Source organism: Streptomyces violascens (assembly GCF_014649955.1).
Taxonomy (GTDB): domain Bacteria; phylum Actinomycetota; class Actinomycetes; order Streptomycetales; family Streptomycetaceae; genus Streptomyces; species Streptomyces violascens.
On record NZ_BMUA01000001.1, the window covers coordinates 403,827 to 428,877 of the forward strand.

Sequence of the window (25,051 nt, forward strand, 5' to 3'; positions counted from 1 at the left end):
TGCGGAGAATGCTGAGGACATCGCGAGGGTCGCGCTCAGTGGGCGGGTACGGCGTCGGCGGCCGCGACGCCCAGCTCGGCGCGCGCCTTGCCGATCATGGCCTCGGCGTGCTGCAACCCGATGTCGCACAGCGCTCGCTCCAGCACATCGAGGTCGGCCGCGGTCTCGGCCGCCGCACGCCCCTGCCGGGCCTTCGCCTTCACCAGGCCGAGCCGGGACAGCGCCTCCCCGCGCGGCTCGCCCATCGCGCGGAACTCCGCCAGCGATCCGCTGTAGCACGCCTCGGCCTCGGCGTAGCGCCCCGCGCGGTACAGCACGTTGCCCCGCATCTTGTGGTTGTACGCGAGCGCGCCGACCAGCTGGATCTCGCGGCAGAGGACCTCCGCCTCGGTGAGCAGGGCCAACGCCGCTTCCGGGTCGCCCTGGGCGGAGCGCACATCGGCGATGCCCCGCAGCGCCCAGGCCCGGCCGCGGTCGTCACCGGCGTCGCCGGCTATCTGCGCGGCCTCCTCGAAGAGGGCGAGCGCGCTGTCGAAGGACCCGGTGTTGCGGTGCATCTGCGCGATGCCTTCGAGCGCCCACACGGTGTGCCGGGCCTCGCCGCGTTTGCGCGCCTCGGCGAGCAGCTTCTCGTGGAGCCTGCCGACGGCCTCGTAGTCGCCCTGGATGCGACCGGTCTCGGCGAGCCCGGCCAGGGAGTAGCCGCGGGCCACGATGTCGCCGCCCTGCTCGGCGAGTTCGGCCGCGGTGGCGAGCCAGCGCCGGGCAAGAGCGAGGTCGCCGCGCTGGCGGGCCAGCGTGCCGCCGCTCCACACGGCCCAGGCCATCGCGCCCCGGTCGCCCGCCCGGCGGGCCGCGCGATAGCTGTCCTTCCACGCCCGCTCGGCCTCCTCCACGCGGCCGAGCCGCCTGCTCGCCTCGGCGACGGCGAGCCCCGTGTGCGCCAACTCAACTGCGTCGCCGCTCAGTTGGGCCCGCCGCTGCTCCTCGACGGCCTTGGCGAGCACGTCCTCCAGGGAGGTGTTCACCGAGAGCTCGCCCAAGGATCCCCGGTACTCGGGGGCGAATGCCTTGCCGTACATGGTTGTCTCGCTTCGGATCGGAATGCGGAAGCGGAGCACTCCCGCCTTGATCACGAAGCTATGAGACAACCGGGTGCCGAGGAGTCAGCCTCAGAGCTCGTGTGCCGTACATCTGAAGTCTGACGTCCGGCGCGGAGGTCCGCCCTCAGCGGGACCCGGCGACCTTGGCGAGATAGGCGTCGGCCCGCTCCGGATCGATCAGCCAGTCGTGGTAGTCGAGCGGATCCGCGTACCCATTGACGAAACGGTGGGCGATCTCGGGGAACTCGAAGGCGGCCCGCAGCAGGCGCGAGAGGTGCTCGGCCGGCGGCTGACGCAGCATCAGATCTGTGAAGGCGTGCACGTGCCGCGCGTGTTCCCAGTACGCGTCGAACGTCCCCCTCATCCAGCGCTCGTCGTACGGCAGCTCGCCGCGCCGCACGATCGCGTCGAGGTAAGCGGCCGCGGCCCGGGCCGCGTTGTTCGCTCCCTGGCCGGTGATCGGGTCGTTGACGACGACCGCGTCCGCCATGCCCAGGACGTACTGGCCGCCTCCGAGCGCGGCCACCCCGTGCCGGACCGTCGGGGTGATCGCGCCGTACAACGCGGCGCCCTCGTCGGTGGGTTCGGCCCCGGCGAAGCGCTCGTACTCCCCCGGCGCGTACGTCCGCAGCAGTTCCACCGCGCGCCGCAGCCCCTCGCGCGGCTTTGGCCGGTCCTCCCAACAGTCGTACGGGCCTTTGCGTTTGGCCTCGAGCAGCAGGACCTCGCACGGTCCGCCCACGGTCAGCGCCTGCAGCGCGATCGCGTCGCCCGCCGAGGGCATGCCCGTGTTGCGCAGATACGTGTCGCTCTCGTCTCCCCGCGGTGCGACGCCCCAGGCGTAGAACGCGGCGAGGGCGCGCTGGGGGCGGTCGTACACCGAGCGTGTCTCGTCGCGGCCGAACAGCGACGAGAGCGCGCCGCGGCCGGCGGCGACGACGGTGAGCTCGTGGCGTGCGGCGGTCTCCGCGAGGTCGTCGGCATCGGCCGCCCGGAATTCCACCCGGCCGCCGCGCGCCTCGAACAGCTCCAGCCACGCGGAGAGTTTGACCCGCTGGTCGACCGAGCGGACCTCCGCGTCATAGGTGGTGGAGAACCGCGCCGACCAAGGCGCTTCGGCCGTCGGGTCCCACTGGCTCATCTCCAGGCCGCCCATCACCGGCGCCGCGTCGTCCCAGAGGTTCAGCCCGGCCGCCCGCTCCAGCGCCAGGGCCGGCCCAAACATCAGCTGTGTCGAGGTGACCCGGCCTTCGCGGATCTGCTCCGCCGTCCGCTCCGACACCAGCGTCACGTCGTAGTCGGCGGCCTGGAGTCCCAGCGCCAGGTGCAGCCCGGCCTGCCCCGCCCCGATGATCGCGATCCTGCGCACACATGCCTCCACCCGGTCCACCACCCGTCCCGACTCCCCCGTTGTACTGGGTGGTGTGCGGGACTGCCTAGACGACATGGACGCACATGAGGTCGCTCGCAGGACGTGACTGTCCGGCGCTGCGCCGCACCGGAGGGAGGGGCGGTCACTGCACGGCGGCCGGCTTCTTGACGCCTTTGGTGCTGTCGCAGACCAGGCCCCTGATCCCGGCCGAGCCCTTGGGCTCGGCGACCGCCTGACCCTTGCGGCAGTCCCCGTCGCCGGCCGCGTCCCGGCAGCCCTGGAGCCACTGCCCGGGCGACCCCTCGGCCTTGGCACCGCCCTGCTCGCTGCGCCACTGCTCGCAGCCGCCGCTCTTGAGGAAGTCCTGGGTGCGTCCGGTCGGGTCGGCCTTCATACCGGCCAGGGCCACGACGTAGCCGCCTTCGTAGGCGACCTGATCGTGGAAGAGCGGCTTGTCGTTGAACTTCGAGACGACCACGGCTCCGATGCCGAGACAGACGGCGATGCCGACCGCGAGGGCCATCAGGAGGTTCCGGCGGGAGGGGCCTTGATGGGACACGTATTCCGGTGCCTGATCGAGAAGAACCATAGGGCCGACCTTGGCACACCCGGCCTAACACTCCGCTAACGTTCCCACCCGTATCGGCCTTCCCCCAGGGAAATTGACGAAACATCAGAGACGGGCGGGCCGCTAATTTCCCCGGTACTGACTGACCATCCAATGCCGGTACGACGACCACAAGGGGCCGGTGTAGTCGGCGCACGGCCTGGCGCACAGCGTCGTGGAGAGATACCGCCGGAACACGGATTCCTTCAGCCGGGCCGCCTGAAGGGCGAGATTCGGCGACAGGGCGTTGATGGAATATCCCCGGTATCCGACGACGGAGGGTTTCGGGCCCGGAATGGAAGCGGCCGCCGATTTCACGAAACGTGCCGCGACTTCGTGATCGCTGTGATCGCTTCTGGGGCCGCTTCCGCGGTCGATGTTCCGGTAGTCCAGGGTCCGTACGGTCCTGGCATGCGAATCCGCGACCAACCAGGACAGCATCGCGGTGAGTTCCTTGGCGTCATAACTCGCGCTGCGGTCCATGGTCGTGATGCGGCGGATCCTTCGCTGTTCGAGCTTGAGGAGGCTCTGGCCCCCTTGCAGGCGGGTGCCCGAGCCGTCGTGCAGCCCGTCCGGCAGCCGGAGGAAGGTGACTCGCACGCCGGGCCGGCCCGCCGGGACGCGCAGCGCGAAGGCACGGACCGTACGCCCCGCGTGTTTGCGGTCCTGGCGGCGCCAGTCGTTGGGGACGCCCGCCAACAGCGCATAGGCGCGGCCGACGCCCTGTTCACGCCGCTCGGCGTACCCGGTGCCGGAACTTCCCGCGTCACCCGCGGTGAGGTAGACGATGTCCAGACAGGCGCCCCTCCCCCAGTCGTTCAGCAGGTCGGGACTCATGAAGAGGAGATCGTCGTCCTCGTGCGCCACCCCGGCGAACACCGTGCGCCGGCAGGGCGCGGGGACCGCCGCCGAGGAACTCGCGGGTACGGTGATCTGCCCGCACGCCAGAATCGCCAGGCCGCACACCGCCGTAGCGGCTCGCATTCCGCGTTTTCCCGGCCATTCCACTGTCCCGTTCACGGGACGGATTATTATCGCAGAATTCACTCAGATCCTGGATTTCCCTCCGGGCGTGCCGCGACCGGCAATTGGCGGCGGAATTTCTGGGTCCGCAGGAGTGGGAATCGACAGCGGGACCGCCCCGCTACCCTGGCGCCGTGACTCAACTCACCGCCGCCGTCGTCCAGGCCGGCTCGAAGCTCTTCGACACCCCGGCCGGCCTGGCCAAGGCACTGGACCTGATCCGCGATGCGGCCGGCCGGGGCGCCGAGGTCGTCGTGCTGCCCGAGGCGTTCCTGGGCGGCTACCCCAAGGGGCTCGACTTCGGTGTCCGGGTGGGCAGCCGCACCCCTGAGGGTCGGGAGACGTTCCGCCGTTACTTCGAGTCGGCCATCACGGTACCGGGTCCCGAAACAGACGAACTGGCCGTGCTGGCACAGGATTTGGGCTGCCACGCGGTGGTCGGAGCGGTGGAGCGGGCCGGCTCCACCTTGTACTGCGTCGCCCTGTTCTTCGGGCCCGAGGGATATCTCGGCAAGCACCGCAAGCTGATGCCGACCGCCGCCGAGCGGCTGATCTGGGGGTTCGGCGACGGCTCGACGATGCCGGTGGTCGACAGCGGGCACGGCAGGCTGGGGGCGGCGATCTGCTGGGAGAACTACATGCCGCTGTTCCGGACGGCGATGTACGCGAAGGGGGTCGACATCTGGTGTGCGCCGACCGTCGACGACCGGGAGAACTGGCAGGCCACCATGCGGCACGTCGCCCTCGAAGGGCGCTGCTTCGTGCTCAGCGCCAACCAGTACCTCCTGCGGTCGGATCTGCCCGGCGACGTCCACCCGGTGCAGGGCGACGCGCCGGACACCGTCCTCATCGGCGGCGGCAGCACGATCGTCTCCCCGCTCGGCGAAGTCCTGGCCGGTCCCCTCAGGGACGGCGAGGGGATCCTCGTCGCGGAGCTCGACCTCGGGGACATCCCCCGCAGCCGCTTCGACTTCGACGCCACCGGGCATTACGCCCGCCCGGACGTCTTCACCCTGCACGTGGACGAAACCCCGAGGCCCCCGACCCGGCCGCGTACCCCCTGAGCGCTTACGCGGTCTTGACCGGATTCGGACACCGGAGCCCCCGGCCTTGCAATACCGTGCCCCCGTGGACCAGTTGATCTCCCAGGACCCGACGCACATAGGCCCCTACCGCCTGATCGCCCGCCTGGGCGCGGGCGGTATGGGACTGGTGTATCTGGGCCGTTCCGAGGCCGGGCGGACCGTTGCCGTCAAGGTCGTCCAGGCCGAGCACGCCCAGCACCCCGAGTTCCGCCGGCGCTTCGCCCGCGAGGTGGCGGCCGCCCGGCGGGTGGGCGGCGCCTGGACGGCTGCCGTGCTCGATGCCGACACCGACGCCGCGGTGCCCTGGGTCGCGACCCAGTACATCCCCGGGCCCGACCTGACCACCGTGGTCGGCAGGGACTTCGGGCCGCTGCCCGAGAACTCCGTGCGGGTCCTGGCCAACCGGCTCGCCCTCGCCCTGCAGGCGGTGCACGGGGCGGGGCTGATCCACCGCGACCTCAAGCCGTCCAACGTCCTGGTCACCGTGGACGGCCCCCGCGTCATCGACTTCGGCATCGCGCGGGCCATGGACAGCCTCGCCGGGGACAGCCTGCACACCCGCACCGGCATGCTGATCGGCTCGCCCGGCTTCATGTCGCCGGAGCAGGTGCGCGGCCTCGAACTCACCCCGGCCAGCGATGTGTTCTGCCTGGGTGCCGTCCTGGTCCACGCCGCGACCGGCCGGCTGCTCTTCGGTGCCACGGAGACCGGGCTGAACGCCCACCTGTTCCGGGTCGCCGAGGAGGAGGCGGACCTGACCGGCGTCCCGGAGTCGCTGATCGGTCTCGTACGCGCGTGTCTCGACAAGGACCCGGCCAGGCGGCCCACTCCCCAGCAGGTGGCCGACTACACGGCGGCGGACACCGGCGAGGAGTGGCTGCCGGGTGCGGTCCTTGCCCAACTCGGCCGTCACGCGGCCGAGTTGCTGGACTTCGCGCCCCAGAGTCCGGCGCCCGCGGCCACGGTCCCTGCCGACCCACGCGTCCCGTCCGGGCAGCCGCTGCCCCCGCCACCCGCGTACGCGCCCACGCCCCCGGTGCATCCCGTGCCACCGCCGGGCGTGGCTCCCTCCCCCACCGACCTCCGAAAATCGCCCCCTGCACACCCCAGACGCTGGTGGGGGCTCGCGGTGGTCGCCCTGGTGCAGCTCTTCGTGCTGCTCGACGCGGCGTCCCTGCGGATGGCGCTGCCCTCCATCATGATGGATCTGCGTGCGTCCGCATCCGGCCTGAACTGGGTGTTCTCCGGGTACGAACTGGCCTTTGGCGGGCTGCTGCTGCTCGGCGGTCATCTCGCGGACCTGATCGGCCGCAAGCGGATGCTGATCATCGGCCTGGTCGGCTTCGCGGTGGCCGGGGCGGTCGGCGGCGCGGCCCCGTCGTTCGAGGTGCTGGTCGTGGCCCGCGCTGTGCAGGGCGCGTTCGCCGCACTCCTGTCGCCGGCCGCACTGGCTCTGGTGGCGGTCAACTTCCCCGACGGGAGGGCCCGGGGCAGGGCCTTCGGCCTCTACGCCGCGATCGCCGCGGGCGGCTCCGTCGTGGGCCTGTTCACTGGCGGCTGGCTCCTGGAGAACATGAGCTGGCGGATATGCCTGTACGTCGACGTGCCGCTCGCCGTGATCGCCGTGATCGGCGCGGCCACCCTGGTCCACGACCGCCCGCTCCGCACCCGCCGCCGCCCCGACCCGGTGGGCCTGCTGCTCGGCTCCGGCGGGATCGTCGCCCTCGTCTACGGTTTCCAGGAGACGGGCTCGCGCGGCTGGACCGATCTCCTGGTGCTCGCCCTGTTCGGGATCGGCGTCGCCCTGCTCACGGCGTTCGTGTTCTGGCAGTTCAACACGGCCGCCCCGCTCCTCGCGCCGTACATCCCCAGGGATCTCAGTCGCACGGGTTCCCTGGTCACGTTGTTCCTGACCGGCGCCGGCACGTTCGCGATGGTCATGGTCCTGAGCGCGTACCTCCAGAACCTGCTCGGATACGCCCCGATGCAGAGCGCCGTGCACCTGCTGCCCGCCGTCGCCGCGATCGTCGTCGGCGCCACTCAGGTCTCCGGCCGCCTCCTCGACCGCGTTCCGCCGCGCAACCTGATCCTGCCGGGGCTGCTGCTCGCCGCGGCCGGGCTGGGGCTGCTGACGTTCCTCGACACGGGCAGCGCGTACGTCACAGTGGCCCTGCCCGGCATGCTGCTCGCCGGGTTCGGGCTCGGCATGGCCCTGATGCCGCTCTACTCCATCGCGACGGGCGGCATCGCCGCGCAGGACTCCGGCGGCGGCGCGGCACTGACGAACTCGGCCGGCCAGGTGGGCGGAGTACTCGGCACGGCGATGTTCGGCAGCATCCTCGCCACGGCCGTCGCCTCCCGCATGGAGGCGGTCAAGGGGCTTCCGCCGAGCCTTGCCGAGCTGGCCCGAAGCGGCCGCACCGTCAGCCCGCAGGCACTCCCGCCGTCGCTGGCGAACGTGATCAGGCAGGCGACGCTGGACGGTTATACCGACACCCTGTGGTGGTCGGCCGGCCTCACCCTGCTCGCGGGGCTGGTCGCCGCGCTGCTGGTCAAGTCCACGCCGCGCTGAGGAACGCGCCGGGTGCCACGCGGGCACCCGGCGTCCCCCGGTCAGATGGGGAGGCTGTCGACGGTCGGGGCGACCGTGCCGAACAGGTCGGTGATCGTCGTCAGGCTCGCGTTCTTCAGTACGGGCGCCGGGATCGGCTTCCCGTCGGGGCCCGGCAGGGTGCGGGTGGCGGTGGCCTCGGCGACGACGGTGGGGCGGTAGCCGAGGTTGAAGGCGCCCTGCGCGGTGAAGGTCACGCACATGTGAGTCATGAACCCGGCGAGGACCAGATCGCCGCCGACTCCGAGTTCGCGCAGCATCTCCTGCAGCTCGGTGTCGTGGAAGGAGTTCGGGAACCGCTTGACCACCACGGGCTCGCCCTTGAGCGGGGTGACCTGGGGGCAGATCGCCCCTATCTCGGCACGGATGTCGTACGGCGTGCCCTCGCCCCCGTCGTTGACGATGTGGATCACCGGGATGTCGGTGGCGCGCGCGGCGGACAGCAGCCGGGAACCGGCGTCCAGCGCCTGCTCGGAGCCTTCGAGGGCCATGACTCCGGTGGTGTAGGTGTTCTGGAAGTCGATCATGATGAGGGCGGTGTCGGACAGGTGCGGGAGCTGATTGTCGAGGCCGATCACGTTCCGCAGGGTGGTGGCTGCGTTGTCCATGTGTGCCCTCTCTGGGGGTGGCTGACCTGTGTGTGGCTGACCTGTGTATGGGGGGAGAGTCAGGAGGCGCCGGTGCGTCAGGTGAGGGTGCGGAAGCGACGGCGGTAGGCCGCCGGGGTGGCCCGGAGCTGTCTCTGGAACGCGCGGTGCAGGGATTCCAGGGAGCCGAGGCCCGAGGCCGCCGCGATCTGCTGAAGCGACTGGTCGGTGCTCTCCAGGAGACGCCGGGCGGCCTCCACCCGGGCCGCTTCGACATAGGCGGCGGGGCTGGTCCCGGTCTCCTTGCGGAAGACCCGGGTGAAGTGCCGCTCGCTCAGGCACATCCGCCGGGCCAGGACGGCGGCGGACAGGTCGCCCTCCAGATGGTCGGCGATGAACCTGCGCAGTTCGGCGCTGTCGCGGCGGGTGGACGCGGGCCGCGACAGCGGCACGCTGAACTGGCTCTGCCCGCCCTGCCGTTTGAGGTACATGACCAGGAGCCGGGCGACCGCCAGGGCGGCCTCCTCCCCGTGGTCCTCGGCGACCAGGGCGAGCGAGAGGTCGAGGCAGGCGCTGATGCCCGCGCCGGTCCACACCCGTCCCGAGCGTACGAAGATGGGGTCCGGGTCGACCGTCACGCCGGGGTGCTCACAGGCGAGCTGGGCCGCGGTCGACCAGTGCGTGGTCGCGGTGTGCCCCTCCAGGAGCCCGGCCGCCGCAAGGACGTGCGCACCCACGCACACCGACGCCACCCGCCGGGCATGGGGCGCGGTGTCGCGCACCCACGCCACGACCCGGTCGTCGATGCGGGCGATGGGCCCTTCGGGGGTCATGTCGACCGCCCCCGGCACGATCAACGTGTCCACCGCGGCGCCGACTTCGTCGAAGGCGAGGTCGGCGAGCAGCCGCACCCCGGCCGAGGTGGCGACCTCGCCCCGCACCGGACCGGCGAGATGGACCCGGTACTCGGCCCGGCCCCGGATCACCCCGTTGGCCAGCGAGAAGACCTCGGCGGGGCCGGTCACGTCCAGAACGTCGACGTCCGCGAAGACCGCGATGACCACACGATGAGGAGTGGGCATGCCACCATCATCGAGGTGGGTTCCCATGTCGGCAATGACGGTTTTCTGTCACATCCGGCCATCGCCGCGGCGCGTCGGCCGAGGGTCTCCGCCTCCGCCGACGCCCGCTGCCCCGGCCGTCCTTCAGGCAGCCTCCGCCGCCACGCGGATGCTGGCGCGCGGCCGCGTGTAGAGGCGGCCCCGCACCTCACCGCGGGCCAACCGGTCCATCGCCGACGGGAGTTCGGTGAACGGCACCTCCTGCACCACCGGCTTGAGCGCGCCGCTCGCGATGAGGTCGTACACCTCGCGCAGTTCGTCCTTGCTCGCGCCGAGGGAGCCGACGAGCTGGACGTTGCGCATCACCAGGGAAGCGATCGATATCGGGGCGACGGCGCCGCCGAGTCCGACGAGCACCACACAGCCGCCCGGGCGCACGCTCTCCACGGCCGCGGAGGCCGTCGAGGGGACTCCGGCGAAGTCCACGATCACATCGGGGTGTTGGGCCGTGAGCTGCCGTACGTCCTGGAAGCAGGCCGAGGCTCCGGCCTCCGTCGCCGGGCCGAAGGTGGCCGGGTTGATGTCGACCCCGTACACGGTCGCGCCGAGCAGGGTGGCGATCCGTACGCCGTTCAGGCCGAGGCCGCCCAGCCCTATGACGCCGACGGTCCGGCCGCGCCGCACCGAACCGGCCGTCCGCACCGCGTGATAGGCGGTGGCCACCGAGTCGGTCGCGACCGCGGCCTCGGCGAACGTCACGTTGTCCGGAATATGCACCAGCGTGGACGCATGAGCCAGTTCCTGCTCGGCGAACGCTCCGTCGTGCCCCACCCCGGGCGCGAAGCGGGCCGCTTCGATCGGGTGCGTGACCAGGGCGATACCCACCCGGTCGCCCACCGCGAAGTCCCGCACACCCTCGCCGACCGAGGAGATCACGCCCGCGCCCTCGTGCCCCAGGGTCACGGGGGACTTCACGGTGAGGTCACCGAGGTCCATGCCGCTCATGATGTGCAGGTCGGAGTGGCAGAGGCCGGCCGCCTCTATGTCGACCACCACCCATTCCGGCCCGGGCTCCGGGTCCGGAACCGTCTCCATGGTGAGCGGCCGTCCCGCCCCGGCGAACCGCATGGCCTTCATCTGTACATCCCCACCTTCACCCCTGTGTCGCACAGGTGTTCCCTGTTCCGATGGTTGAATTCCCAAGGTTCGGGCGTTTTATGCGCGTGAATCGTTTCGGCAGACATGATCGTGTCACGGGTGTGGCAGAAGATGCCAACGGCGGCCCACCCCAAGGGAGTTGGGGCGGGCCGCCAGGGGGATCGGCGCGCGGGGCGCCGACTCCGTCTCGCTCAGCTGCCGGTGACGGTCAGGTTCCGTTCACCTCCAACTCGTATATGCGAGCGGCCGGATCGCTGTCCTGGGTCGGGGTGATCACCGCGAGGCGTACATAGCGGGCCGATCCCGTGACGGAACTCGTGGTGGAATCCGCGGAGTTCCCCCGGACCTGGGCCGCCGTGGTCCACGTACTGCCGTCGGCGGAGACGCTCAGGTCGAAGTCCTTGGTGTTCCAGGCTCCGCTCTCGCCGCCGGCGCCCGCATGGCGCACGGTGATCGAGGTCAGCGGGTGGGACGCACCCAGATCGACCTGAAGGGTCTTGGTGCCCGACGCCTTCGAGCACCACTTGTCACCGGAGCCCCCGGTGAAGCTGCCGTTGACCGCCTTGTCCGGGGTCTCCGAGCTGTTGCAGGACGCGGAGCCCGTGGCCGGCTGCCCGATCGCGAGGTCCCGGGCGCCGCCGCTCGGCCCGTAGACCTCCAGCTCGTAGACGCGGGCCGCGTCGCTCCCGCCTCCGCCGGTGTTGGAGGGGCCGGTGATGACGAGGCGCACATAGCGGGCGGATCTGGCCGATACGGGGTGGTACGTGCGGCTGGAGCGTGAGCCGGTGGCGGTGGCCGCCGTGGTCCATGCGGTGCCGTCGGTGCTGGTCTGGATCTGGAAGGCGCCGGTGTTCCAGCCAGTGTTCTCGCCGCCCAGACCGGCGTGCTTGATCACGAAGGACGACACGTTCCGGACGGACCCGAGATCGACCTGAAGTGACTTGTCAGCCGCGGACGAGCACCACTTGCTGTTGTTCGTCAGGGAGCCGTCCACCGCCTTGTCGGCCGACTCGGCAGAGGCGCAGGACGCCGATCCGGTCACCGGCTTGCCGAGCGCGAGGTTGGTGCCGAGCTCCGGTGCGGCAGGAACCGGCGTGGCCCCGTCCTGGAACGACGGCGGCACGTCCGAGGCGCCTGTACCCCAGGTGGTGCTGGGCGCGCCGCCCATCGTGTAGGTCAGGGTCGCGCCGCCCGCGACATCCGGATAGCGCAGGTAACTGTGGCTGGTGGATGCCCCGTTGACGGCGAGGGCCTGTACATAGGGGCCGGTACCGGAGCTGTTGATGGTGATGTTCCCGGCCGCGCGCTGGATCAGGACGGACGGGAACTGCGGCCCGTGCACCGCGAGCGTGTCCGCGCCGGGCGTGGCCGGGTACATGCCGAGCGCGGCCCACACGTACCAGGCCGAGGTCGCACCGAGGTCGTCGTTCCCGGGCAGGCCGCCTGCGCCGGTGGTGAACGACTCGGACATCACCTTGCGCACCGCGTCGGTGGCCCCGGCCGGGTGGCGGGCGTAGTTGTAGGCCCACGGCACACCGTGCTCGGGTTCATTCCCTATGTAGTAATAGGGCCTGCTCTGACCGGCGTTGACCTCGGTGAAGTGGTGGTCGAGACGCTGGACGGCGGTCTGGGAGCCGCCCATGGAGTTGATCAGGTCGGAGAAGTCGTACGGCACCATCCAGGTGTACTGGGAGGCGTTGCCCTCGGTGAAGGTGGACTGGCTGGCCGGGTCGAGCGGCCAGCTCCAGGAGCCGTCGCTCTTGTGCTGCTGCACATAGGACGACTCGGCGTTGAATGTGTTGCGCCACCATTGGGCGCGCGCCATGTGTGTGGTGTAGCTCGATGTGTTGCCGAGGGACTTCGCGAACTGGGCCACCGCGAAGTCGGACGCCGAGTATTCGAGGGAGTCGGAGGGGTCGTCGAGGTAGTGCAGGCTCGTATACGTGGACTGGCGACCGCGTATCGGACTGCCCTGCGCGGTACCGCCGTTGGACGCCTTCTCCATCAGGGACAGGGCCGCCGAGGTATCGAAATCGCGGGCCCCGAAGGCATACATGCTGCCGACGATGATCGGGCCGGGGTCGCCCGTCATGACGAAGTCCTCGTTGGTCTGCTGCGACCACTTGGGCAGCAGCCCGCCCTGCTGTCCGTCCAGGACCATCGACTTGGCGATGTCGCTCGCCTCGGTGGGTGCCATCAGGGCGATGAGCGACGCCCAGGACCGGTAGATGTCCCAGCCGGAGTAGTTCTGGTACACCGGCCTTGCCGAGTTGTGCACGGCGTTGTCGAAGCCCCGGTAGTCGCCGTTGACGTCGCTGGAGATGTTGGGGCTCTGGAGCACGTGGTAGAGGGCGGTGTAGAACTTCTGCTTGTCCGCCGTGCTGCCGCCGGAGACCTGGATCCGGTTGAGCATCTGGTTCCAGGAGTTGTCGGCCGCGGTGCGGACGGCACCGAAGTCCCAGCCGTTGTTCTCCGAGGTCACATTGGCCTGCGCGCCCGCGACGCTGACGTAGGACAGGCCGACCTTGAACTGGACGGCCGCGTTGCTGGTGGTGTCGAACGTGACATAGGCGCCGGTGTTGGTGCCGGACGCGCTGGTCGAACCGTCGCTGACGGTGCCGCCCGACCAGGTTCCGAAGCCGGTGGGCGCCCGGTCGAAGCGCACGTCGAAGTAGATCTGGTACGTCTTGGACGAGCCGCAGAATCCGCCCGCGGTCACGCTTCCGGTCAGCTCGTTGCCATTGATGTGCACCGCTCCGGCGCGGTTTCCGGTGGCGCTTCGGCCGGCGTTGATCAGCAGCCGGGAGGCGGTCGAGGCGGGATAGGTCAGCTTGCCCATGGCGGTGCGGGTGGTGGCGGACAGCTCCACATCGGTGGCGTAGCGGTCGAGGCGGGTCTTGTAGTAGCCGGGCCCCGCGACCTCGTTCGCCTTGGTGTAACCGGACGCGTAGCTCGTCCAGTTGGTGCCGGGCGAGCTGCCGAGCGCGCCGGTGACCGGAAGGAGCGGCAGGTCCTCGTTGTTGGCGCAGCCGGCGCCGTCGAAGTGGGTGAGGCTGAAGTCCTCGACGGAGGTGTCCTTGTAGCGGTAGCCGGACGGGGAGGCGGTGGGGGTGTCCGGGCCGAACTGCACACCGCCGAAGGGCACCACGGCGCCGGGGTAGGTACTGCCCCCGGCGCCGCCGGGCACGGGGTTGGGGGCGTTGCTGTCGTCGGTGCCGATGAACGGGTCGACGTACTGGGTCAGCGGAAGAGTCGCCGCGTGGGCGGGCGCCGCGGCGAGGCCGGCGAGGCCTAAGGCGGAGAGAGCGAGGGCGCTGAAGGCGCCGACGCATCGGGAGAGGCGTCTGGACCGGATCACGGATCCGGAGGGGGGCACGGAGCGGAGCACGAGGGGGGACCACCTTCTCGCAAAGGACCGCTCGCCGTCCGACGGGCGGCCTCGGGACGGGGGGATGCTCGATGTGCATGTGAACGTTACCAATCAACTCACGATTGTTGAGGTGTCCCTGACCACCCGTCAAGGGCCGGGGATGAAATCGAGCCCCTTGTTCACCTTGAGGTTCCTCCGCCATGGGCCAGAGGGAGCAATCGCCGTCTGTTCGGCGGATTTTGACGACTAGTCAGTTGAGCGCCGCCTCCGGCGCCCCCGTATGGGAACGTTAACAAGCCGCAAGGGCCCTCGTGGCGGCTTCACCCCGGCTGTCCCAGGCGCTCCGTTGGCCGCCTGACATGGGGTGTCGTCTGTCATCATCGAGCCATCGCCGTGCCGGACCCGGGCACGGACCGGTCGATGAGGAGGCTCGTGAAGCGCCCGACGATGAAGGACGTGGCCCGCGCGGCGGGTGTGAGCCCCATGACCGTCTCGCGTGCGGTGTCGGGCGAGCCCGGGGTCTCTCCGGACACGGCTGCCCGAGTGGAGCAGGCCATACGGCAGTTGGGCTATCAGCGCAACGACAACGCCCGCAACCTGCGGCAGAAGAACCTGCGCACGTCCACGATCGGTCTTGTCGTCGACGACCTGGCCAACCCGTTCTACGCGCTCATGGCCCGCTCCGTCGAGGACGAGGCGCATCGGCGGGGTTTTCTCGTCCTGGTCGGCAGCACCAACGACGAACCCCGCCGCGAACGCGAGGTCATAGCCGCGTTCACCGCCCGCCAGGTGGACGGCCTCATCCTGGTGCCGACCAACGGGGGTCACGGCTTCCTCAAGCAGCCGATGGAGGGCGGGACTTGTGTCGTCTGCGTCGACCGGCCCGCCAAGGGGCTGGCCGTCGACACCGTCACCGTCGACAACCGGGCGGGGGCCGAACGGGCCGTCAGCCATCTGCTCGGCCACGGACACACCCGGATCGCCTATCTCGGCGACCGCTTCGACATCTGGACCCAGCGCGAACGCCACGCCGGCTACCTGGACGCCCTCGCCTCCCACGGCATAGCCGAGGACCCGGCGCTCGTACGGCACGGACTGCGTTCCCAGTCCGACGCCGCGGCCGCCCTGGCCGAGCTGCGGGCGCTGCCCGGTCCGCCCACGGCCCTTTTCACCACCAACGATCTGATCAGCATCGGCGTGATGGACGGGCTCGGGCGCCCCGACCCCGTCGCCCTGGTGGGATTCGACGACTTCCCGCTCGCCGACCGGCTCAGTCCGCCGCTCAGCGTCGTCAGCCAGGACCCGGTCGCACTGGGTGCGACGGCCGCGAACCTCCTGTTCTCCCGGATCGACGGCGACCTCTCCGCTCCCCGCTCCGTCGTCCTCCTGACCCGGCTCATCGTCCGGGGGTCGGGATCGGTGGGCGGCGTTCGCGGCTAGCCGGTGTCGTCTGTGCCGACGGGCGCGCTTGCGGTCAACGGCCGTACACCCCTTACCGGAGGAGCCCCTCGGGCAGATAGGGCGACCGTACGGGGACGGGCCAGCCGATGCGGCGAGCGTGGCAGGCCAGCCCCAGGACGTCGAGGTTGACGGCGGCTTCCATGTCCTTGCCCCGGTCGCCGACCGTGTAGTGCTCGCGGTGGTCCTCCAGGGCGTCGGCCAGCGCGAGGGCGAAGCCCCGCTGGTCGCCCTGGACGAGCTGGGAAAGGAGCGAGACCGGTGGGGCGAGGAAGCTGCCACCGGCCATCCGGGCGGCCGTCGTCAGGGCGTGGTCCATCGCGGGCTCGGGGTCGACGCCGCGCAGATAGTCGTGAAGGGCCGCGCAGTACGCCCCGCCCGGCGAGGGGCGGTCGTCCTCCACGAAGAACTCCGGCTCGACGAGCACGCAGTCGGCCAGCGGCCTGCGCGCGCCGACGGCCAGCGCGAGCGCCACGGCCTGCTGCCACTGGTGCGGATTGGGCCGGTAGGAACTGCGCCACGCCGGCAGCAGCCGGGTCGTGCCGCCGATCGCGACCTCCACCTCCGTGCCCGGCTCGGCGCGTGCCACCCGAAGGGCGCCCGCTCCCGCCTCGGCGCCGAGCAGCAGCGCCTCGTACTGGCACGGATCCGTCCCGTCCGGATCGAGCGCCGCCCGTACCAGGAAGCGCTGCCGCTGGTCCGACATGAACGACGTGAGATCCCGCGCGAGCGCCTTCGGGTCTTCGGAGCGGTCGTGGAAGCGCTCCAGCTCCTGCGCGGCGAAGTCGTCGTACAGCGACGGGTCGACGGACTGCGCCACGAAGGGGTGCGGCGGCCTCTCGACCACCAGGGGGCCGGCAGCGAGCGCGGCCACGGCATCGGCGCGCTTGTCCCGCCCGTACGCCCGGACCCGCGGCACGCCTGGGGCGAAGCCCGTCACCAGCGCGCGCGGAAGATACGCGGAGTCGACGTGGGTGGGCCAGCCGTGCCGGCGGTGGGCCATGGCCGCGAGCGCTATGGCATCGAGCGGCAGCAGGCTCCGCGGCCCGGCGTCCCCTCCCGCGGCGCGGCTGCGATGCTGCTCCAACTGCGCGGCCAGACAACGGGTGAAGCCCTCCTCGTCGCCCGCCGCCAGGGCTCGCAGGGTGCTGAGGGCGGCCCGGTGGCCGGGCCAGTCGTCGCCTTCGCCGAGCGTCGCGGTCACCATCTCGATCAGCGCGCACTTCTCGATGTCCTGGACCGGCCCCGGCGAGGCCGCGTCGTCCGGCCCCTCCTCGTGCCCGAAGGCGTACGCCATCAAGGCATGGACGAGTGCCACGTCGGCACGCCCCTCGTTCCCGCGCCACGGCGGGGCGGCCTCGATGAACATCTCGGCCTTGCGGTCCGAGACCTGAGCCAGGAACGCCAGGTAGAAACCGTCCAGCCACTCGAAGGAACGGACCTGGCCGCCCCGCGTCCCGTCCTCCTCATCGCGGTCGAACTCGCCGCCGTACGACACTCCGGCCTCGGCGTAGTCGATGAACACGTCGAACTGCCACCCCGGAAACACGGTCAGCTCCAGGGCGCCCACCGCGGCGGCCGCCGCCGATCCCAGCGCGACCTCCGCGTCCTTTCCGCTCAGCTCGGGCAGCCGTATCGACCGCGCCCCGAGGTAGTCAAGGAAGGCTCCGGCGATCGCACGCCAGCCCCGGGCCGGACGCGGATCGTCCTGCATCCGGTGTACATCCCCCGCGATCCGCTCGGCGAAGCCGGCCTCCGCGGCGGCCAACGCCGCCTCACCGATTCGATGGCGCTCGATCCGCACCTCTGCCTCCCGACGAGTCCCCGTTCGATCTTGCCCTGCCAGCATAGGAAGGGGGTCTGACAATGCGCCGGGCCCGGCGGACGACCGAGGACGCATGACAGGTCCCGCGGCGCCTTTGTCATCATTTGGTCACATGGACGTGCGATCGTGGTGCTGCCTGCTTGGTCACTTGGCGCCACGAAGGTTTCGGATCAGATCGGAAATGAACACTTCCGACTGGAACGCCTTCGTATGTTCCTGGCGTCTTGGCGGCCGACAACGCAGAGCACAGGGCGAGATCAGCACAGCAAGGCGGGCTGCACTACGTATGAACGAGAAGAACAGCGCAAAGGCGGGCGAGCTTTCCGGCAAGGAGGCGGCACCGGGCGGCGAGGCCGATGCGGTGAATGCGGCGGAGGAAGCGGCTGACCGGGCCGAGGCCCGGGCGGATACGACGCCGGCGGACCAGGCCGAGAAGGGGGCCGACGAGGTCGGCCCCAACTCCGGCGGCTCCGAGCCGACTCGGGACCAAGCGGATCCGGCTGACCAGGCCGATCGGGCCGACAAGACCCTGGTTGCCATGCCCCCGGTGTCCCGGCAGGACTCGGCTCAACCGACGGCGGACGCGGTCTCCGAGCCCGACGAGGGCCAGGCCGACGCCGCAACCGGCGGCAGCGAGGCCGCCGGCGAGCCACACGAGGACGGCGCCGCGTCCAGCACCCCGCCGAGCGACGAACAGCCCGAACAACGCGAACAACGCGAAGAGCGCGAAGAGCAGCCCGGGGAAGAGGGCAAACAGCAGCCCGAAGCCGACGCGCCCAAGTCACCCGAGGCACCCGCGAAGCCCGACCCTGTCACCGCCCCCGCATCTGTAGGCGGCCCGGACGCGAATCCGGAGTCGGCCCCTGACCCGCAGCCGACCCCAGACCCTGACCCCGACCCCGCGAGGAAGCCCCCGACCCCCTCCTGGGCCGCCCGCAGGGAGTCGGATTCCGAGCGGACCAGCGAGTTCGTCGCCCTGAAGCCGGACCTGCCGCGCCCGACCTCACCCCGCCCCGTCACCCCGACCCCCGGGCCTTCGTCGTCCGGCGAGAAGCCCGGCGCGGGTTCCGGCGACTCGGACCGCACCCGGGAGTTCACCGCGCCCTCGCGTGCGGACAACGACCGCACCATGGCGCTGACCCGGCCGCCCGCTCCCTCCGCCGCCGCACCCGCGACCTCGTCAGGAACCGGTGACGCGGCGGGTCCGCCGCCCCCGCTCGACCTGCTCGCGCAGCTGACGAACACACCGCCGAAGGCCGAGACGGTGGGCCGTACGGTCGCGCGAAGGATCAAGATCTTGGGCACGCTGGTGGCGCTGCTCGCCGTCGTCCTGGTGGCGGTCCAGGCGCTGCGTCCCCTCCCCACACCGACGCTCAAGCTGACCGGCAAGTCGAGCCACACCGCCGACGGCGGCGCCCTGTCGCTGCCGTGGCCGACCGAGGGGCAGGCCGTGGTCGACATCGACGGCCTCGGCCGGATGGGCTCGTACGGGGAGATGAAGCCGCTGCCCATCGGCAGCGTGGCCAAGGTCATGACCGCGTACCTCATCCTGCGGGACCACCCGCTCAAGGCTGGCGACAAGGGGCCGTCGATGCCGGTCGACCAGAAGGCTGTGGACGACTACACCAACGGCGTCGCGCAGAAGGAGTCGGTCGTCGAGGTCAAGGCGGGTCAGCAGATCTCCGAACTGGAAGCCCTTCAGGCCGTCATGCTGCCCTCGGCGAACAACGTGGCCCGGCTGCTGGCCCGTTGGGACGCGTCGACGGAGGAGGCGTTCATCAAGAAGATGAACGACACCGCCAAGGAACTCGGGATGACCAACACGACGTACACCGACGCGAGCGGTCTGATCGAGTCCACGGTCAGCACGGCCGAGGACCAGGTGAAGCTGGCCAAGCGGGCCATGACGAACCCCGTCTTCCGGCAGATCGCCAAGCTGCCGTCGTACCAGTCGACGACGACCTCCGGCGGCAACACCCTCGAGACGGCCAGGACGCAGTACAACTTCAACAAGCTCGTCCCGCTGAACGGAGTCGTCGGCATCAAGACGGGGTCCACCACCAAGGCGGGCGGCAACCTGGTGTTCGCGGCCGAGACGACGGTCGGCGACAGCAAGCAGCTGATCATCGGCGCCGTGTTCGGCCAGCACAAGACGCCCATCATCACCACCGCGACAGCAGCCAGCAAGGGCCTGATACTGGCCGCGGACAAGGCGCTCAGGAGCGAGACGGTGGTGAAGAAGGGCGAGGTGGTCGGCCAGGTGGACGACGGCCTCGGCGGTACGGTCCCGGTCGTCGCGGCCAAGGACCTGACCGTGCCGGTGTGGTCCGGCGCCTCGGTCGCGCTCAAGCTGACGGACGACGGCAAGCCGCTGCCGCACTCGGCGAACGCCGGTACGGAGGTCGGCATGCTGACCGTGGGCAGTGGAGCCGGCGAGGCGAAGGTGCCGGTCACGCTCAAGGACGATCTGTCCGAGCCCTCCTTCGGCGCGAAGCTCACCCGGCTCGGCTGACCCTGGAGTCGACGACAGCCCAGCGTGGCCCCGCCGGTTCCGGCGGGGCCACGCGGTCGTTACGGGTCAGCAGGGGACGGCGCCCCCGCACTGGCAGGGTCCGCCGCTCTGGCATCCGCACTGACAGCTCGGTCCGCACGAGCAGTTGGCCGCGCGGAGCGGCGGGGCCGTCGCGGAGCGGGGAGTTGCGAACGGGGGGTTCGGTGGAGTCGTAGGAGGAACAGGCTGCTCGGGAATCACGGTCGGGCTCCTTCCCTGGTGCGCTGTTTCAGCCCCGAGTCAACTCCAGGCCTCGCCGGTCGTCAACGCCCGTGTCCAGTAGGTGAGTTGAGGCGTTCGAATGGCCCCCGCCCAGGAGCCGTACTACTCCTCGGGGCAACTGGCGTACCCCGTTCGCTCACGTCGGTCCGAGCTCGGCCGGGTCACGGGCTCGCGGGGTTCTGCCAGCGGCGATGGGTCCGGGTACGGCGTTCCCTCGCCTGGGCGCACTTCCAGCACAGCCATCCTTCGGGCCGGGCGTGCACACTGGAGTTGAAGCAGCCCGGCTCGGCGCAGCGCCAGAGTTCCCGCGGCCCCTCGTGGATGGGGAATTCCTCCGCGGGGCGTTCATAGCCGGTGGGCTGCTCGGTCACGATGTACTCGCCGTGCCTCCAGGTCTCGAACGGCACCCACTCGGTGCCCATGTGGTCCGCCACGACGACGTCCTCATGCGCCGGACAGCACTGCTTCCACCAGCGGCGTACGTGCATGAATTCGGGGACGGACCAGACCCACATCAGCCCGCCGGACGAGTTGAGGACCATCTGCCCGGCCCGCCCGGCCGCGTACGGGACATCCACTCGCTCCCAGCACCCCTCCCCCAAATCGAAGATCATGTTCGGGCAGCGCTCATCTGCGGGGCCCTCCGTGACGATGCACCGCACCTCCTCGATCGCTCCCGGCGCGAGCTGGAGGTTGGTGTGGTGGCGCAGCACATGGCGGACCGGAACTTCCGGCACCTTCGCGGCGGCCGGTGCGGCCGGCTCCGTCGGCTCCACGAGAGCGGGGGCGAACTCGCCTTTCTCGATACGGCTCCTCATGCGTACGGCCAGCATCTGCACGATGGAGTCGATGTCGGGCGGCAGGCCGGTGTGTTCCACGGCGGGGCAGACCGCGGTGTGGGGGATGCGGCAGTAGCCGGAGTCGGCCGGCGTTCCGCGGTAGGCGACTCCCACGTTTACATGCCACCGGAAGCGGTCCGGCACCCGGCGGGCGGGGAGTTCCGGCGTCAGCGGGATGCGGCCCGAGTCGTGCCGGTCGAACCATTCGATCGGGGTTCCGCAGTATTTGCAGCGGGCCGCGGCCTCGCCGCGCAGGAGCTTGGACTGGTTGTCCCGGTGCAGCCGCATGCCGACAACGCACCTCCTCAGGCTCGGACGTTCCCTCCACCGGCCTAACGAGAGCCCGCCCCGCGTGGCACGGTCGGGACCCCGTCGCCTCCCTGCGAAGTCCGATTGTCAGTGGTACGCGGCACGATGGTGGGCAGGCTGAACGACAGGCGCGCAGAACCCGTCCGTTCGGCGCAGGTATCGGTTCGGTCCGACAAGGGAGTCCGGGATGACCTCCAGGTTCAGGTTCGGAGCACGCAGGGCGGGCGGCGCGGGCCCCGTGAGCGGGACGGGGCTCCCGGCGCTGCCGGTTGCCGCGGCGCTGCTCACCGCCACTGTCGCGCTGTACATGGCGCTCGTCGCCTTCGGCAATATCACCGACTTCGACACCAATCGCCAGTTCGTCCGTCACGTCCTGGCCATGGACACCACGTTCAAGGATCCGGATCTCATGTGGCGGGCCATCACGTCGAGCACGCTTCAGGACATCGCGTACGTCCTGATCATCGTCTGGGAGACGCTGACGGCTCTGGTGCTCATAGCGGCGGCCGTCGTGTGGTTCGGCGGGTTGCGGCGCCGGGCCGGCCTCGCGCGGGCGCGGCGGCTGAGCACGATGGGGCTGCTCATGGTGCTACTGCTGTTCGGTGCCGGGTTCATGGCCGTCGGCGGGGAGTGGTTCTCGATGTGGCAGTCCAAGTCCTGGAACGGCCTCGACGCGGCGGCCCGCAACTTCATGGTGGCGGGCATCGCCTTGGTGGTCGTCCATCTGCCGGGCACCAACGCGCCGAGCGATCAGGCGAGTTGATACGCGCACAGGGCCGTCGGGGGCATCCTGCGCGGGCGGCGAACGTGCCCACGCAGGTGCCGCTCACCCAGACTGTGCGCTGTTCGCAGCCGTGCTGGTGGCAGAGGGGGTCGCGGAGTTCATCACGCCGTCACGAGACGCCGGACGGTGTCAGTCGCGCGCCGCGCACAGGTCGGTCCACTCGAAGCTGTGGTGACCGGTGTCGCAACACATCATCGGCTCCAGCTGCTGTTCATCGGTTTCAGGCAGTTCCTGCAGTTCCAGAACGAGGCTCTCCATATGCCGCTCCCCTTCCAGGAGTTGAGTGGTGCTCTCGGGCCGGCCGGTCGACCAGCCACGATCGTGGTCCGCCGTGGGTGAGACGGAGCAGGAAATCGAGTACGCCGGAGATCCCCACGTTGTACGAGGCGCAGATCTCGCGCAGTGTGTCGTCGGGCACCAGGAAACGGCCCTGCCGCCGGGCCGCCCGTACGGTCAGGCAGGAGGCGAGGTCGAAGGCGGCCTCCCGGTGCCGGGCCTCGCCGGTCAGCTCGTGGAGGTCGAGCAGCAACTCGGCATTGCCGGCCGCTCCGTGGCAGCTGCCCGGGCCGATCTGCCAGCGCTGCCGGCGGACCGCGCGCGCCGCGCCTTCGGCGTGTTCCAGGAACCGTTCGTCGCCGGTCTCGTGCCACAGCCGCACGAGGAAGGTGCCGATGCCGGAGGTGCCGTTGCACCAGAAGTTCAGCCCGGGGCGCTCGGTGCGGCCGGGGCCCTTCGGCCAGTGGGCGCTGCCCGAGCGCCATGCGGCGACGGCGCACAGGGCGTGCCCGCCGCCGACGGCGATGTCGGTCAGGTCGGGGCGGTCCAGGTCCCGGCCCGCCGCGAGGAGGAAGGCCGCGTTCCCGGCCACGCCGTGGCCGAACCCGTAGCAGGCCGAACCGGCCAGCTCGGCGCGGAAGCCGGGGCCGGCGTCCCACTCCACCCCCGGCCCGTCGTGGAGCAGCCGCAGCACGCCGTCCGCACACTGGGCCGCTCGTTCGGCGAAACGCCGGTCGCCGGTCGCGTGCCACAGGTGCAACTGCGCGAGGCCCGCCCCGGACAGGCCGTGGCAGACATCGGGGTTGCCGCCTTCGAGCGGGATGTTCAGGGCGTACGCGATCGAGCGCTCCGTCAGCGCGGTGTCTCCCAGTGTCGTCGCCGCCTCGTACAGGGCCCAGGCGGCGCCGGAGCGGCCGAAGTACAGGCCGGGCAGGACGCGGCTCGGCGCGGCCAGCCGCCGGTCGAGCCATTCGGCGGCGGTGCGCAGGGTGGGCGCGACGGCTTCGTGCCCGCAGCGCACCGCCCGGTCGAGCACGGCGAGCACCCCGGCCGCGCCGAGCTGCACGTTGCAGGGGTCCCCGTACGGGAGCGCGGCCGGGCCCGGCCAGAGGTACTCCTGCGAGGGGTCCATCGTGTCCGCGAGGAAGGCGAGTCCATCGGCGAGCAGACGGTTCGTGGAAGGGAGGGAGGGGGTTGGGCAGAAGGGCGTGGGTTGCGCCCTCGCCCCCGTACGCACATGCTCCCCAGCCCGCCGCAGTGTCCACCGCCCCGCGCCGTCCCCCGTCAGCCCCGTGATGAGCGGGGCCAGCGCGCGCAGGGCGGGGATGTCGGGGGCGGCCTCGGCTACGAGCAGGGCGATGCGTTCGCCGGCCGGCCGGGCCGGCGCCGAGTCGGGGGCGAGGACCGGGCTGATCCCGGTCGTCACGTGAAGCAGCGTCGCGCCCAGGCTGAAGCAGTCCGCCTCCGGTCCGGGCGCGGGCGGGACGGCGTCGGGGCCGGCCGGGGCTTCCAGGTATTCCGGCGCCGTGAAGCCGCGCGTTCCCGCGACCGGCGCGGGGATGCCGGTGGGTACCGCGCACTCCAGGTCGACCAGGACGGGCCGGTCCTCGGGGGTCATCACGACATTGCCCGGTTTGAAGTCGCGCAGCACGAGGCCCTCGGCGTGCAACTGGCCGATCATCTCGACGAGTTCGCGGGCGAGGCTCCACGCCTCGGCGACGAGGACGTGGCCGTCGCCGGTGCGCAGCCGGTCGGCGGTCCACTGCTGGAGGTTCACGCCGTCGATGAGGTCCTCGGCGAGGAAGACATGGCCTCCCGCCTCGAACACCTCGTGTACCGCCGGGGTTATTCCGAGCGGGGCGAGCCGGCGCAGGATGTCGGCCTCGTCCCGGAGCCAGTCCCGCGCGTCCCTGCCGTCGGGCCCGGCACCGACGTGCGGGCGGGCCTCCTTGAGCAGGACGGTGTCGCCGGTGCGCTCGTCGCGGGCGCGGTAGACGCCGCCGCGGTTGGAGTGCCGGATCGCCTCCTTGACCAGGTAGCGGCCGGCGAGGAGGACGGGGTCGCCGCGTCGCCGTCCGGAACTCGCCGGTGCGGATCCGGGAAAGGGGCTGCCCGCCCAGGGCGGCGGGGCGAACCAGGGGTTCCGCTCGTCGGCCACGAAGGTGCCGTCGGGTGCGCGCAGGCGGCCCTCGTAGAACCCCTCGTCGTTGAGTTCGCGGGGCCGCGCGAAGCAGCCGTAGCGGTAGTGCACCAGGCTGCCGGGACGGTAGCGCCGGTCGGACAGGATCGCGGGCCCGGCCAGACCGCGTGTCCGGTCGTCCAACTCATCGGCCAGGAGCCTGAGTTGGCAGTCGTCGGCGGGGTAGGCGGTGAGGAACTTCCCCGACTGGGCGCGCGCGGCGCGGACCGCGTTCATCTCGGCGGCGATGGCTGGAGTCGCCGCGAATTTGAACGCGCATCCGTGGGCCACCAGGACACGGGCCGCGCACTCCAGAACCCGGGGCGCCGAGACGGGTGTGGCCGACACATGGAGCTTCCAGCCCTGTCGGCGGCTGATGTGGTGCGCCGGAGTGACCATGCACCAGGGGTCGCGGTGGTGCACCCGCCATGGGGTGGTCGGTTCCGCCTGTGCCAGGATCCGCGCGAGGATCGGCCGGTAGCTCGACGTCACCCGGCCAGCATGGCAGTGCGCTCCCCGGGTACCGGGAGGCGTTTCCCGGCCAAGTCACAGGGGTGTCGCGTCTCGCGCCCGGCTCGACAATCGATCGTATTCGGCGGGGAGTTGAACGGAGCCGGTCGAATCCCCACCG

General features: G+C 71.0%; 17 protein-coding genes. 5 read left to right on the forward strand and 12 right to left on the reverse strand.

The window, feature by feature from the left end; genetic code table 11:
- Nucleotides 1-35: 35 nt before the first annotated feature.
- The 4 genes from IE206_RS01915 to IE206_RS01930 form a co-directional block, all read right to left on the reverse strand.
- Nucleotides 36-1,082 carry a tetratricopeptide repeat protein gene (locus IE206_RS01915; RefSeq protein ID WP_189960737.1) on the reverse strand — a complete coding sequence of 349 codons (1,047 nt, stop codon included), beginning with the start codon at nucleotides 1,080-1,082 and terminating at the stop codon, nucleotides 36-38.
- 145 nt (nucleotides 1,083-1,227) lie between these two features.
- A complete protein-coding gene (locus tag IE206_RS01920) occupies nucleotides 1,228-2,472 on the reverse strand; it encodes a styrene monooxygenase/indole monooxygenase family protein (protein WP_189959941.1) in 1,245 nt (414 codons plus the stop codon).
- 145 nt (nucleotides 2,473-2,617) lie between these two features.
- Nucleotides 2,618-3,064, reverse strand: a complete 447-nt coding sequence (locus IE206_RS01925) for a hypothetical protein (RefSeq protein ID WP_189959944.1) — start codon at nucleotides 3,062-3,064, stop codon at nucleotides 2,618-2,620.
- 102 nt (nucleotides 3,065-3,166) lie between these two features.
- Nucleotides 3,167-4,066, reverse strand: coding sequence for a PIG-L family deacetylase (locus IE206_RS01930; protein WP_189959946.1), 900 nt, complete (start codon nucleotides 4,064-4,066; stop codon nucleotides 3,167-3,169).
- A gap of 173 nt (nucleotides 4,067-4,239) precedes the next feature.
- Here IE206_RS01930 and IE206_RS01935 point away from each other — a divergent pair, with 173 nt between their 5' ends.
- On the forward strand, nucleotides 4,240-5,169 hold the full coding sequence (locus IE206_RS01935; protein ID WP_189959947.1) for a nitrilase-related carbon-nitrogen hydrolase: 930 nt from the start codon (nucleotides 4,240-4,242) through the stop codon (nucleotides 5,167-5,169).
- A gap of 64 nt (nucleotides 5,170-5,233) precedes the next feature.
- Nucleotides 5,234-7,762, forward strand: coding sequence for a DHA2 family efflux MFS transporter permease subunit (locus IE206_RS01940; protein ID WP_189959950.1), 2,529 nt, complete (start codon nucleotides 5,234-5,236; stop codon nucleotides 7,760-7,762).
- A 41-nt stretch (nucleotides 7,763-7,803) separates the two neighbouring features.
- Here the strand turns inward: IE206_RS01940 and IE206_RS01945 are convergent, their stop codons facing one another.
- The 4 genes from IE206_RS01945 to IE206_RS01960 form a co-directional block, all read right to left on the reverse strand.
- Nucleotides 7,804-8,409, reverse strand: coding sequence for a cysteine hydrolase family protein (locus IE206_RS01945; RefSeq protein WP_189959951.1), 606 nt, complete (start codon nucleotides 8,407-8,409; stop codon nucleotides 7,804-7,806).
- A 77-nt stretch (nucleotides 8,410-8,486) separates the two neighbouring features.
- Nucleotides 8,487-9,470 (reverse strand): GlxA family transcriptional regulator, encoded by a 984-nt coding sequence (locus tag IE206_RS01950; protein WP_189959953.1) that lies wholly within the window; start codon nucleotides 9,468-9,470, stop codon nucleotides 8,487-8,489.
- 123 nt (nucleotides 9,471-9,593) lie between these two features.
- A complete protein-coding gene (locus IE206_RS01955; RefSeq protein ID WP_189959956.1) occupies nucleotides 9,594-10,586 on the reverse strand; it encodes a zinc-binding dehydrogenase in 993 nt (330 codons plus the stop codon).
- A gap of 229 nt (nucleotides 10,587-10,815) precedes the next feature.
- A complete protein-coding gene (locus IE206_RS01960; RefSeq protein ID WP_226598641.1) occupies nucleotides 10,816-13,965 on the reverse strand; it encodes a GH92 family glycosyl hydrolase in 3,150 nt (1,049 codons plus the stop codon).
- Between the two features lie 444 nt (nucleotides 13,966-14,409).
- Here IE206_RS01960 and IE206_RS01965 point away from each other — a divergent pair, with 444 nt between their 5' ends.
- Nucleotides 14,410-15,417 (forward strand): LacI family DNA-binding transcriptional regulator, encoded by a 1,008-nt coding sequence (locus IE206_RS01965; RefSeq protein ID WP_226598643.1) that lies wholly within the window; start codon nucleotides 14,410-14,412, stop codon nucleotides 15,415-15,417.
- Between the two features lie 52 nt (nucleotides 15,418-15,469).
- Here IE206_RS01965 and IE206_RS01970 read toward each other — a convergent pair whose 3' ends face one another.
- The gene (locus IE206_RS01970; RefSeq protein ID WP_189959958.1) at nucleotides 15,470-17,239 is read right to left on the reverse strand and encodes an immunity 49 family protein; all 1,770 of its coding nucleotides are present in this window, start codon (nucleotides 17,237-17,239) and stop codon (nucleotides 15,470-15,472) included.
- A 307-nt stretch (nucleotides 17,240-17,546) separates the two neighbouring features.
- Between IE206_RS01970 and IE206_RS01975 the strand changes: the two genes are divergently transcribed.
- Nucleotides 17,547-19,772: a D-alanyl-D-alanine carboxypeptidase gene (locus IE206_RS01975; RefSeq protein WP_226598644.1), complete on the forward strand. Its 2,226-nt coding sequence runs from the start codon at nucleotides 17,547-17,549 to the stop codon at nucleotides 19,770-19,772.
- A 422-nt stretch (nucleotides 19,773-20,194) separates the two neighbouring features.
- Here the strand turns inward: IE206_RS01975 and IE206_RS01980 are convergent, their stop codons facing one another.
- Complete coding sequence (locus IE206_RS01980; RefSeq protein WP_189959960.1) at nucleotides 20,195-21,160, reverse strand: DUF6083 domain-containing protein; 966 nt, start codon at nucleotides 21,158-21,160, stop codon at nucleotides 20,195-20,197.
- A 208-nt stretch (nucleotides 21,161-21,368) separates the two neighbouring features.
- On the opposite strand from IE206_RS01980, the gene IE206_RS01985 reads away from it, so the two are divergent.
- Nucleotides 21,369-21,944: a DUF2165 domain-containing protein gene (locus IE206_RS01985; protein WP_189959962.1), complete on the forward strand. Its 576-nt coding sequence runs from the start codon at nucleotides 21,369-21,371 to the stop codon at nucleotides 21,942-21,944.
- A gap of 150 nt (nucleotides 21,945-22,094) precedes the next feature.
- On the opposite strand, the gene IE206_RS43110 is transcribed toward IE206_RS01985, so the two are convergent.
- Nucleotides 22,095-22,223, reverse strand: a complete 129-nt coding sequence (locus tag IE206_RS43110; RefSeq protein WP_264197710.1) for a hypothetical protein — start codon at nucleotides 22,221-22,223, stop codon at nucleotides 22,095-22,097.
- Nucleotides 22,186-24,912: a class IV lanthionine synthetase LanL gene (gene lanL / locus IE206_RS01990; RefSeq protein WP_226598646.1), complete on the reverse strand. Its 2,727-nt coding sequence runs from the start codon at nucleotides 24,910-24,912 to the stop codon at nucleotides 22,186-22,188. Before lanL ends, IE206_RS43110 begins: the two co-directional genes overlap by 38 nt.
- Nucleotides 24,913-25,051 lie beyond the last annotated feature (139 nt).

Bases quoted from the DNA above. Each gene is read 5' to 3' on its own strand.
- IE206_RS01915 (WP_189960737.1), bottom strand. From the start codon at position 1,082: ATGTACGGCAAGGCATTCGCCCCCGAGTACCGGGGATCCTTGGGCGAG.
- IE206_RS01925 (WP_189959944.1), bottom strand. From the start codon at position 3,064: ATGGTTCTTCTCGATCAGGCACCGGAATACGTGTCCCATCAAGGCCCC.
- IE206_RS01930 (WP_189959946.1), bottom strand. From the start codon at position 4,066: ATGCGAGCCGCTACGGCGGTGTGCGGCCTGGCGATTCTGGCGTGCGGG.
- IE206_RS01945 (WP_189959951.1), bottom strand. From the start codon at position 8,409: ATGGACAACGCAGCCACCACCCTGCGGAACGTGATCGGCCTCGACAAT.
- IE206_RS01950 (WP_189959953.1), bottom strand. From the start codon at position 9,470: ATGCCCACTCCTCATCGTGTGGTCATCGCGGTCTTCGCGGACGTCGAC.
- IE206_RS01955 (WP_189959956.1), bottom strand. From the start codon at position 10,586: ATGAAGGCCATGCGGTTCGCCGGGGCGGGACGGCCGCTCACCATGGAG.
- IE206_RS01975 (WP_226598644.1), top strand. From the start codon at position 17,547: ATGAACGAGAAGAACAGCGCAAAGGCGGGCGAGCTTTCCGGCAAGGAG.
- IE206_RS01980 (WP_189959960.1), bottom strand. From the start codon at position 21,160: ATGCGGCTGCACCGGGACAACCAGTCCAAGCTCCTGCGCGGCGAGGCC.
- IE206_RS01985 (WP_189959962.1), top strand. From the start codon at position 21,369: ATGACCTCCAGGTTCAGGTTCGGAGCACGCAGGGCGGGCGGCGCGGGC.
- IE206_RS43110 (WP_264197710.1), bottom strand. From the start codon at position 22,223: ATGGAGAGCCTCGTTCTGGAACTGCAGGAACTGCCTGAAACCGATGAA.